The 11,516-nt window shown below is 62.1% G+C and carries 7 protein-coding genes; 3 read left to right on the top strand and 4 right to left on the bottom strand.

Translation table 11 applies throughout. The annotated features are described in order from the left end of the window. Positions 1 to 148 precede the first annotated feature (148 nt). Positions 149 to 1,165, bottom strand: a complete 1,017-nt coding sequence (locus VXL81_RS11960; RefSeq protein WP_340547455.1) for a sugar ABC transporter substrate-binding protein — start codon at positions 1,163 to 1,165, stop codon at positions 149 to 151. Between the two features lie 168 nt (positions 1,166 to 1,333). Here VXL81_RS11960 and VXL81_RS11955 point away from each other — a divergent pair, with 168 nt between their 5' ends. Then, entirely contained in the window at positions 1,334 to 2,536 is a 1,203-nt protein-coding gene (locus VXL81_RS11955; protein WP_416554415.1) for an ROK family transcriptional regulator, read from the top strand. Between the two features lie 9 nt (positions 2,537 to 2,545). Here the strand turns inward: VXL81_RS11955 and VXL81_RS11950 are convergent, their stop codons facing one another. The 3 genes from VXL81_RS11950 to dnaE all read right to left on the bottom strand — a co-directional run bounded on the left by VXL81_RS11950 (position 2,546) and on the right by dnaE (position 7,357). Next, a complete protein-coding gene (locus VXL81_RS11950) occupies positions 2,546 to 3,076 on the bottom strand; it encodes a GNAT family N-acetyltransferase (protein WP_416554413.1) in 531 nt (176 codons plus the stop codon). 86 nt (positions 3,077 to 3,162) lie between these two features. Then, positions 3,163 to 3,843 (bottom strand): hypothetical protein, encoded by a 681-nt coding sequence (locus VXL81_RS11945; RefSeq protein ID WP_416554411.1) that lies wholly within the window; start codon positions 3,841 to 3,843, stop codon positions 3,163 to 3,165. Position 3,844: 1 nt separating this feature from the next. Next, on the bottom strand, positions 3,845 to 7,357 hold the full coding sequence (gene dnaE / locus VXL81_RS11940) for a DNA polymerase III subunit alpha (RefSeq protein WP_340547458.1): 3,513 nt from the start codon (positions 7,355 to 7,357) through the stop codon (positions 3,845 to 3,847). A gap of 395 nt (positions 7,358 to 7,752) precedes the next feature. Between dnaE and xdhA the strand changes: the two genes are divergently transcribed. Both xdhA and xdhB read left to right on the top strand, forming a co-directional pair. After that, the gene (xdhA, locus tag VXL81_RS11935) at positions 7,753 to 9,147 is read left to right on the top strand and encodes a xanthine dehydrogenase small subunit (protein WP_340547459.1); all 1,395 of its coding nucleotides are present in this window, start codon (positions 7,753 to 7,755) and stop codon (positions 9,145 to 9,147) included. Beyond that, entirely contained in the window at positions 9,147 to 11,513 is a 2,367-nt protein-coding gene (gene xdhB / locus VXL81_RS11930) for a xanthine dehydrogenase molybdopterin binding subunit (protein ID WP_416554408.1), read from the top strand. The genes xdhA and xdhB overlap by 1 nt, the downstream gene beginning before the upstream one ends. Positions 11,514 to 11,516: the final 3 nt, after the last annotated feature.

Raw genomic sequence — 11,516 nt, 5'->3', positions numbered from 1 at the left:
CGTCCGATGGGCCTGACACCCACAGCCGGGGATGCGGCTGCGACAGGGATCGCAGCGGTGCAGAAGGGGCGATGTTTCCACCGCCCCCATGGCTCGCCTTGGCTAACAGCCCCTTGTCTGGCCTGCCTCTAAGGGGTGTGTCACCTGATCACCCCCAGCAGAGGTTCATGCCCTCTTCGGTGTCGATGCTCTCGACGCCCTCGGCAGGCTGATCGGTCACCAGCGCCACGCCGGTGTCAAAGAACGCCTTGCCCGGTGTCGGCGCAGGCTTCTCGCCCGTGGTGGCCCAGGCGCTGATCGCCTCGATCCCCTTGGACGCCATCAGCAGCGGATACTGCTGCGAGGTTGCACCGATGACGCCGTCCTTGATGTTCTGCACGCCGGGACAGCCACCATCGACCGAGACAATCAGCACGTCGTTTTCACGCCCGATTGCCTTCAGCGCCTCATAGGCACCGGCAGCGGCGGGTTCATTGATGGTATAGACCACATTGATCATCGGGTCCTTCGCCAGCAGGTTCTCCATCGCGCGGCGACCGCCCTCTTCATTGCCTGCGGTGATGTCATTGCCGACAATGCGCGGATCGGTCTCATCGCCCCATTTGTTGGGATCGCCAAGATCAATGCCGAACCCCTGCAGGAAGCCCTGATCGCGCAGCACGCCCACGGTGGGCTGGCTGACAGCAAGGTCCAGCATCGCGATCTTGGCATTGGCCGCCTCATCGCCAAGGCTCGCCGCCGCCCATTTGCCAATCAGCTCACCAGCCAGGAAATTGTCGGTGGCAAATGTCGCATCGGCCGAGTCGATCGGCTCCAGCGGCGTGTCCAGCGCAATCACCACCAGCCCCGCATCGCGCGCCTGCTGCACCGCAGGCACGATCGACGAGGTGTCAGAGGCGGTCAGCAGGATGCCCTTGGCGCCATCGGCAATGCAGGTCTCAATCGCGGCAACCTGGGTTTCATGGTCGCCATCCACCTTCCCGGCAAAGCTCTTGAGCGTCATGCCCAGCTCCGCCGCCTTGGCCTCGGCGCCCTCTTTCATCTTGACGAAAAACGGATTGGTATCGGTCTTGGTGATCAGGCAGGCCGTCACACCCTCTGCGGCAAAGGCGCTGCCGGTCATGGCAGCAATTCCAACGGCTGTTCCCAGTAGGATCTTCTTCATGATGTCCTCCCTCAGCATCACAACGCAACAAAACAGGACGGGCAAACCGTCGTGTCGCCCATAGTGGGCCGTGATTCTGGCCTCCCTGTCAATATATAAATCAACTTGACTTATTAAGTCGATCTTCGCACTTTTCTTAGGTCTCAAAGCGTGATTAGGGTCCGCCGCATGGAACATGAGCAAGTCAGATCCCTGAGCGGCGGCGTCAATCAGACCGGCGTGCGCGTCTTCAACGAACGGCTGATCCTGTCTCTGCTGCAACGCCACGGCCCGATGCCCGGCAGCGCGCTGGCCCGTGGCACCGGCCTGTCGCCGCAGACTGTCTCTGTCATCCTGCGCAAACTGGAAACCGACGGGCTGTTGCAGCGTGGCGAAACGCAGCGCGGCCGGGTCGGCAAACCTTCGGTCCCGATGGGCCTCAATCCCGATGGCCTGTTTTCCTATGGGCTGAAGATCGGCCGCCGCAGTGTCGAAGTGCTCTTGATGGATGTCTGCGGTGCGGTGCGCCAGCAGCTGCGCCTGCGCTACCCCTATCCCACCCCCGCCGTGGTCTTTGATTTCCTGCGCGACAGCATCGCCCAGATGGAGGCCGCGCTGCCCGCAGACCTGCTGCCCCGCATCTGCGGCATTGGCGTGGCAGCCCCCTTTCAGCTTTGGACCTGGCACGCCCAGATCAATGCCCCGGCAGAGGCGCTTGCGGCTTGGCAAACGGTTGATTTCGCGTCTGAAATAGCGCGTTTCAGCACCCTGCCCGTACATGTCGTGAATGACGCCACCGCCGCCTGCCGGGCCGAGCATATGTATGGCCGGGGCAAGGCCTATCGCGATTATGCCTATTTCTTTGTCGGCGCCTTTATCGGCGGTGGCGTGGTGCTGAACCACCGGGTGCTTGAGGGCAATCAGGGCAATGCCGGCGCGCTTGGGTCCCTGTCGATGCTGGGTCCGGACGGGCAGGAAACCAAGCTGCTGGATCTCGCCTCCATCCATCTGCTCGAACAGCGGCTGCGCGATGCGGGCAAGGATCCCGGCCAGCTCTGGCAGCTGCCGATGCACTGGTCCGGGTTCGAGGCTGAGCTGACCCCCTGGCTCGATCAGGCCGCCGACGCCATCTCCCGCGCCAGCCTCGCCACCTGCGCGGTCATCGACTTCGAGGCGGTGCTGATCGACGGCGCCCTGCCCGACAGCGTGCGCAGCGCCCTGGTCGAGCGTACCCGCGCCGCCCTCACCTCTCTGGATGCCCGTGGCCTGATCCTGCCGCGCATCGACCCCGGTGCCATCGGCCCCAACGCCCGCGCCATCGGCGCTGCCAGCGGTCCGATCATCTCGCAATATCTGCTCGACACCAACTCCGTCTTCAACGCCGCCCTCTAACGGTGCGGCTCACCCCAGACAGTCGCGCGCAAAGACATCGTTGAGGTAAGACTGATCGTTGATCACGAACTGCGTTTCACCAACACGGTCAAACCCCTGCGACAGGTAGAACGCTTTGGCGGGGGTGTTTTCGGCATTGCTGGCCAGCCAGACCCGCGCCGCGCCCTCCTCCGCACAATGGGCCAACGCCGCGCGCAGCAAGGCAGTCCCAATGCCCCGCCCGTGGTGGCGCGGCTGCACATAGAGCGTTGTGATCTCCACGTCCGAACAGCCTGGCACAGGCCCCGGACTGCCCCGACTGATGCGGATATAGCCATCAATGCCGACCCGGTTCTGCGAGACGATAAAATGCTCCTGCGGGTTGGCCAGATGCGCCTCAAACCGCGCGGCTGTCAGCTCTGCCAGTGCATAATCGGCAAAAAACCCGCTCACCCCCTCACGCAGATAGGTGCCAACCCAGACCTCCAGCGACAGCGCCGCCAGGCTGGAGGCATCCGCCATATCTGCCACCCGCAGGGTGAGATCTGGATGGTCCGTCATGTGAATGGATCCTTAGTTGGCAGACATCATCGCGCGGCGATATTAAGGGCGAGGACCACGAAAAAGGTGAATTATTAATAAAGACCCTAACCTGAGTTCTTGGCGATTTTCTCCAGTGCATCAACCATCCTCATTTCAGGAGATTTGTCAGCGCTTAGCTTCTCCATTTCTCTTACATCAAGGATAAAATCACTACGATATCGACCGCCAGCCAAATCCTCGTATCGCAACGTAACCGAAAAGGGCGGTAACGGATTTTCCCCGAGGAGATCCCAACCGAGACCAAGGCTGAACTGAACTGATCTATTCTGCGGGATGACCGAGAAGATGTGGTGCTTCACGAACACATTGACGAATAGATTACGTTTCATGAGATCATCATCTGGTTCCTCAACGTCTAGCTCTACCTTGATTGCTGCGCCTGCTCCAACGTTGGTAACGTTAAGTGTGATCACGTCACGAGCATCTTCCCGTTGACCGAAATGAGCGACTAATACCGGGTCTGTTGCAGCTTCCCTTGCCTGACCTTGTTCAGACAAAGCTCTTGCCGCCAGAAAAGTTGACGCTCCAGCCACCAGAATAGAAATTAGTATTGGCGTAATGTCTACAAGTGAGTTGAAGTCTAAATCTGCAAGTTTCCCGCCAAGCAGCACAATCAATGAAACAGCAGAAAGCAGACCGATAGTTAAGCCTAGTGCCACCTTTCCATCGGCTAGGTATCCGCCCCCTGCTTCGGACTTATCATGCCTAATACTATACTTCCCCACTTCAAATCTCCTCCACGTCCATCACCCCGTCCAGCGACTTCAGGGCGCCTTTGATCTGGGGATTGATGGGGAAGGGCTGGCCCAGATCCATCTCAACGTCACCGGGCAGACCGGGATCCTGCAGGTACATATAGACCTCCCCGCGGGAGGCGTTGCGGGCGGCTTTCTTGGCGTCTTCCAGCACCTGCGCCACCGTCGCCACTGCGCTTGCCTGCGAGATATAGACCCGCAGCGAACTGCGGCCGGCATCGGCAATCGCCGCATCCACCGGCCCGACAGATCGCACCAGCAGTTTCAGCTGATCGCTTTCCATCGTGGCCTCGGCGGTGATCACCACCTTGGCGCCGGTTTCCAGGTATTCGCGTGATTTCTCCAGCACTTCGGAAAACAGCGTGACCTCATAGCCGCCGCTGGTGTCCGACAGCTGGGCAAAGGCAAAGCGATTGCCGCGCGCCGATTTGCGTTCCTGCCGCCCGGCCACAACCCCGGCCATCTTCGCCATGAAGGGACCGCGCTCGGCCTTGGCCGTGACCTCGTCCAGCGTCATCACATCCTTGCGTTTGAGCGCAGGCATATAGTCGTCCAGCGGATGGCCCGAGAGGTAGAAACCAATCGCCTTGAACTCCTCCGACAGCCGTTCGGCGGGCAGCCAGTCGGGCACATTGGGCAGCCGCGGCTCCGGCAGGTCCTCGCCCGCCTCGCCAAACAGCGACACCTGGCTGGAATTGCGCTGATCATGCACAGCGGCGGAATAATCCACCAGCGCGCCGAGGCTCTCAAACACCCGGCGCCGGTTGCTGTCCAGCTGGTCAAAGCCGCCCGCCCGCGCCAGCATTTCCAGCGGACGCTTGCCGACCTTTTTCAGATCCACCCGGCGGGCAAAATCAAACAGCGTGGCAAAGGGTTTGTCCTGCCCGCTCTCGCGCCGCGCCGTTGTCACCAGCCGCATCGCCTCGACACCGACGTTTTTCAGCGCGCCCAGCGCATAGACCAGCTCGCCCTTGACCACATTGAACGTCGCCTCGGAGCGGTTCACACAGGGCGGCACATAGGGCAAGCTCAGGCCTTTTTTGACCTCTTCGAAATAGATCGCCAGCTTATCCGTCAGATGGATATCACAGTTCATGACGCCGGCCATGAACTCCACCGGGTGGTTCGCCTTCAGCCAGCCGGTCTGGTAGCTGACCACCGCATAGGCCGCCGCGTGCGATTTGTTAAAGCCGTAGTTGGCGAATTTCTCCAGAAGGTCGAACACCTCCGACGCCTTCTTGGCAGGCACGCCGTTTTCTGCCGCCCCCTTTTCAAATTTGGGGCGTTCGGCGTCCATCGCCTCCTTGATCTTCTTACCCATGGCGCGGCGCAATAGGTCCGCACCGCCAAGGGTATAATTCGCCATCACCTGGGCGATCTGCATCACCTGTTCCTGATAGACGATAATGCCTTGGGTTTCCTCAAGAATATGGTCGATCAGCGGATGCACCGACTGGATCTTGCGCAGACCATTCTTGACCTCGCAATAGACCGGAATGTTCTCCATCGGACCCGGACGATAGAGCGCCACAAGCGCCACGATATCCTCGATACAGGTGGGTTTCATGCGCTTTAGCGCATCCATCATGCCGGTGGATTCCACCTGGAACACCGCCACCGTCTTGGCCCGCGAATAAAGGTCATAGGTAACGGCATCGTCCAGCGGGATGGCGTTGATCTGGTTCTCCGCCCCCTCCGGCGGATCATAAAGCTGGGTGCCATCGGCGGCGACATGTAGATCGCGCCCCGACTGGAAGATCAGATCCATCGCGTTCTGAATGACGGTGAGCGTCTTCAGGCCGAGGAAGTCGAACTTCACCAGACCGGCCTGTTCCACCCATTTCATGTTGAACTGGGTGGCGGGCATGTCCGAGCGCGGATCGCGGTAAAGCGGCACCAGCGCATCCAGTGGCCGGTCACCGATCACCACGCCCGCCGCGTGGGTGCCCGCTGATCGCAACAGCCCCTCAACCTGCATGCCGTATTTCAACAGCCGGTCGACAACCTCTTCGTTCTCCGCCTCCTCGCGCAGCCGCGGCTCTTCGCGCAGACTGTCCACAATCGACATCGGTTTCACGCCTTCGACCGGAATCAGCTTCGACAGCCGATCCACCTGGCCATAGGGCATCTGCAGAACCCGCCCCATATCGCGCACCGCCGCCTTCGACAGCAGCGCGCCAAAGGTGATGATCTGCCCCACCTTGTCGCGGCCATATTTCTCCTGCACGTATTTTATCACCTCTTCGCGGCGATCCATGCAGAAGTCGATGTCGAAGTCGGGCATCGACACCCGTTCGGGGTTGAGAAAGCGTTCGAACAGCAAGCTGTAGCGCAGCGGGTCAAGGTCGGTAATCGTCAGCGCATAGGCCACGAGCGAGCCCGCACCGGAACCCCGCCCCGGCCCCACCGGAATGTCGTGATCCTTGGCCCATTGGATAAAGTCCGCAACGATCAGGAAATAGCCGGGGAACCCCATCCCCTCGATGATGCCCAGCTCAAAATCCAGCCGCTCCTGATACTCCTCGACGCTGACGGCATGGGGGATCACGGCGAGACGTTTTTGCAGCCCCTCATTGGCGATGCGGCGCAATTCGGCCACCTCGTCATCGGCAAACTTCGGCAGGATCGGATCGCGCCGATAGGCCATGAAGGCGCAGCGTTTTGCGATCTCTACGGTGTTTTCCAGCGCCTCGGGCAGGTCGGCAAACAGCGCGACCATTTCCTCCTGGCTCTTGAAGTAATGCTGCGCGGTCAGCCTGCGGCGCGGCTCCACCTGATCGACATAGGCGCCTTCCGCGATACAGATCATCGCATCATGGGCCTCATACATTTCCGTGTTGGGGAAATAGACATCATTGGTGGCAACCAGCGGCAGGTCCATCGCATAGGCCATCTCGATATGGCCCCGCTCGGTCAGCTGTTCAGCTTCAGGCTGGCCGTGTTCGCCCGGATGGCGCTGCAACTCCACATAAAGCCGATCCGGAAAGATCGCTTTCAGCCGCTGCATCAGGGCCTCTGCCGCCGGGCGCTGCCCCTGCTGCAACAGCCGCCCCACCGGCCCATCCGGCCCGCCGCTCAGACAGATCACATCGCCTGCATATTGCGCCAGCTCCTCCAACGTCACATGCGGCAGCTCGCTGCCCTGCCGCAGATAGAGGCAGGAATTGAGCTTCATCAGATGCTCATAGCCGGTCTCGCTCTGCGCCAGCAGCACCAGCGGCGCTGGCGGTTTGGGCCGCTCGCCCGGGGCAGGCTCGGCAGACCGCAGATCGACCTGGCAGCCGATGATCGGCTGCACCCCCGCGCCACTGGCCGACACCGAAAACTCCAGCGCCGAGAACAGGTTGTTGCTGTCGGTCACCGCAATCGCGGGCATCTCGTGCTTCTTGCACAGGTCCGGCAGCTTCTTCAGCCGCAATGCGCCTTCCAGAAGCGAATATTCGGTATGGGTGCGCAGGTGAATGAATCGGGGAGAGCTTGTCATCCCGCCAAGCTAGCGTCAGCGCCGCCAAGGTTAAAGCGGTTCCGCACCGGAGGAGCTGCGACCCTGCCCGTCCCCCGTTCCGCCGCGCAGGTTTCACCCGATGCCGTAATATTCAGCGATTATTATTCTGCTTTCTTTGAAAGTCTTATCGAACCCAACCATCAACGCCGCGACAATCTGACCTAAAGTCGTTCAAAAAGAACAGCATACGCCGGTATTCAGCAAGGATCTTGCGCCCCGCATCGACTCCATGGCAGAGTCACTTTTCCTTGCCAGAACAACAGCCTGCTTTCTAGGCTATCGGCAACGGAACCACCAAGGCCCGCCATGTCTTCTACGTCGCATCGAAGGGATGGCACCAAGGGAAAACCAGAGTAACGCGACGGGTTTCTGACATGACAATCACCTTTCGGCTGAACGGTGAAGAGGTCGCGCTGACGGAGGTTTCTCCGACGGCGACGCTGCTGGACTGGCTGCGCGAAGAACGCGGGCTGACCGGCACCAAAGAAGGCTGCAACGAGGGCGACTGCGGCGCCTGCACCGTGATGGTGACCGACGCCAAAGGCGCCAAACCGCTCAATGCCTGCATCCTGTTCCTGCCGCAGCTGCACGGCAAATCCATCCGCACCGTCGAAGGCGCGGCCGGCCCCGATGGCCAGCTGCATCCGGTGCAGGAGGCGATGATCACCCACCACGGCAGCCAATGCGGTTTCTGCACGCCGGGGTTCATCATGTCGATGGTGACCGCCCACAAAAATGGCGCCTCGGATCACGACGACCAGCTGGCAGGCAATCTCTGCCGCTGCACCGGCTATGCGCCGATCATCCGCGCCGCCGAGGCCGCCAGCGCCGAACCCGTCCCCGACTGGATCCACGGCGAAGATGCCATCAGCCTGCCTGACACAGGCGGCGATGCCACGTCTCTGCGCCCCACCTCCGCCGACCAGCTGGCCGCCGCCTATGCTGCCCGCCCGGACGCGACGCTGATTGCAGGCGCCACGGATGTCGGTCTCTGGGTGACCAAACAGCTGCGCGATCTGTCGGATGTGATTTTCCTCGATGGCTGCGATGACCTGAAAGGTATCTCCGAACAGCCCGACGGCAGCCTGCGTATCGGTGCGATGGTGGATATGAACCAGCTGCGCAGCGCCCTCGCCGCGCGGCATCCGTCTTATGGCGAAATGCTGCGCCGCTTTGCCAGCCAGCAGGTGCGCGCCGCCGCCACCATCGGCGGCAATATCGCCAACGGCTCCCCCATCGGGGACAATCCGCCTGCGCTGATCGCACTTGGTGCAACGCTGGAGCTGCGCAAGGGCGACAGCCGCCGCAGCCTGCCGCTTGAGGATTTCTTCATCGACTATGGCAAGCAGGACCGCCAGCCCGGTGAATTTGTCGAGGCGATCACCCTGCCCGCATGCCCGAAGGGGCAGACCGATGGCTTGCGCGTCTATAAGCTCTCCAAACGGTTCGATCAGGATATCTCCGCCGTTCTGGGCGCCTTTAACCTGACGGTCGACGCCGGCCGGATCACCGCCGCGCGCATCGCCTTTGGCGGCATGGCGGGCGTGCCCAAACGCGCCAGCCACGTGGAGGCCGCCCTGATTGGCCAAGACCTGTCGGCCGCAACACTCGCCACCGCGCGGGGCGAATTTGCCCGCGACTTCACCCCGATGAACGATATGCGCGCCTCTGCCGACTACCGGCTGGAGGCTGCGGCGAATATGCTCGCACGCTACTTTGACGATCTGGGCCAGACAAGCGCACCCACACATGTGCTGGAGGTGAAGTGATGGCTGTTGCAAAACCCCTCCCCCATGATGCGGCACGGCTGCATGTGACCGGTCAGGCGCGCTATGTCGATGACATCCCGACCCCGCGCGACACCCTGCATCTGGCCTTTGGCCTTTCAACCGTGGCCCATGGTGACATCACCGCACTGGAGCTGGACGCCGTGCGCCAGAGCAATGGCGTGGTTGCCGTGCTGACGGCAAAAGATCTGCCGTTTGACAATGACGTCTCGCCGTCTGCCCATGACGAGCCGCTGCTGGCCAAGGGGTCTGTCCACTATATCGGCCAGCCGGTGTTTCTGGTGGTGGCAACCTCCCATCGTGCTGCGCGGGTGGCCGCGCGCAAAGGTCAGGTCAGCTACGCCGAACGCCCGGCCCTCCTGACGTTGGAGGATGCGCTGGCCGCCGACAGCCGGTTTGAAGACGGCCCACGCATCTACAGCAAAGGCGACGCAGGCAGCGCCATCTCCGCCGCCGCCCATGTGGTCGAAGATACGTTCGACATTGGCGGGCAGGAGCATTTCTACCTCGAAGGTCAGGCCGCCCTCGCCCAGCCGCAGGAAGATGGCGGCATGCTGGTCAACTCCTCGACCCAGCACCCGACCGAGATCCAGCACAAGGTGGCCGAGGCCATCGGCCTGCCGATGCACAGCGTACGGGTTGAGACCCGGCGCATGGGTGGCGGCTTTGGTGGCAAGGAAAGTCAGGGCAACGCGCTGGCCGTCGCCTGCGCCATCGCCGCACGCGCCACCGGTCGGACCTGCAAGATGCGCTATGACCGCGACGACGACATGACCATCACCGGCAAACGTCACGCGTTTCGCATTTCCTACCGCGCGGGCTTTGACGCCGAGGGGCGCATTCTGGGGGTTGAGTTCACCCATCTGGTCGATTGCGGCTGGGCGCAGGATCTGTCGCTGCCGGTGGCCGACCGCGCCATGCTGCACAGCGACAACGCCTATGCAATCCCCGCGATCCGCATCGAAAGCCACCGGCTGAAGACCAACCGGCAGAGCGCCACCGCCTATCGCGGCTTTGGCGGTCCGCAGGGGATGGTCGGGATCGAGCGGGTGATGGATCACGCGGCCCATAAGCTGGGGCTGGATCCGGTCGATCTGCGCATGAAGAACTATTACGATGCCCCCCAAACGGCGGGCGACGGGGGCGCTGCCCCCCGGCCTGCGGCCTCCCCCCGGGATATTTCCGGCCAGAAGATATCCGGCCAGAAGACGGACAATACCACGCCCTACGGGATGGAGGTCACCGATTTCGAGCTGCACGGGATGACCCGGCAGCTGCTGGAGAGCGCGGATTATGCCGCGCGCAAGGTCGAGATCGCCAAATGGAACGCCGGGAATGAGCGGCTCAAGCGCGGGATTGCGTTTTCTCCGGTCAAATTCGGCATTTCCTTCACCCTCACCCATCTCAATCAGGCGGGTGCGCTGGTGCATGTCTATCAGGACGGCTCGGTCCATCTGAACCATGGCGGCACCGAGATGGGGCAAGGCCTGTTCCAGAAGGTGGCACAGGTGGCCGCCAGCCGTTTCGGCATCGGGCTGGAAAAGGTGAAGATCACCGCCACCGACACGGCCAAAGTGCCCAATACCTCGGCCACCGCCGCCTCCTCCGGCACCGATCTGAACGGGATGGCGGTAAAGGCCGCCTGCGACAGCATTCGCGACCGTATGGCCGATCATCTGGCCGAGCGCTATCAGGTCACCGCAGCGGAGGTGGTGTTTGCCGATGATGAGGTGCGGATCGGCGCCGAGGCCCTGCCCTTCGCCCGTGCAGCACAGATCTGCTATGAGGGGCGTATCAGCCTGTCGGCCACCGGGTTCTACAAGACGCCGAAACTGGAATGGGACCGCATTCAGGGCAAGGGGCGGCCGTTTTTCTACTTTGCCTATGGCGCTGCGATCACCGAAGTTGTCGTCGACCGCCTGACCGGCGAAAACCGCATTCTGCGCGCCGACGTGCTGCATGATGCCGGCGCCTCGCTGAACCCGGCGCTGGATATCGGCCAGGTCGAAGGCGCCTACGTGCAGGGTGCAGGCTGGCTCACCACAGAGGAACTGGTCTGGGATCAGACCGGCAATCTGCGCACCCATGCGCCCTCCACCTACAAGATCCCCGCCTGTTCGGATCGCCCCGATGTGTTCAACGTCGCCCTCTGGGATGGGCAGAACCGCGAGGACAGCATCTATCGCTCCAAAGCGGTGGGAGAGCCGCCCTTTATGCTGGGGATTTCCGCCTGGCTGGCGCTTGGTGATGCGGTCGGGCACTTCGCGCCCGCCTATCCTGCGCTCAATGCCCCCGCCACGGCGGAGGAGATCTGGCGCGCGGTGCGTCGCATCGCGCCGGGGGCCTGAGCC

This window comes from Phaeobacter sp. JH204B (assembly GCF_048055755.1).
Lineage (GTDB): Bacteria > Pseudomonadota > Alphaproteobacteria > Rhodobacterales > Rhodobacteraceae > Phaeobacter > Phaeobacter bryozoorum.
Note: the sequence above shows the minus strand (reverse complement) of the source record. Positions and strands in the feature narration are given on the sequence as shown.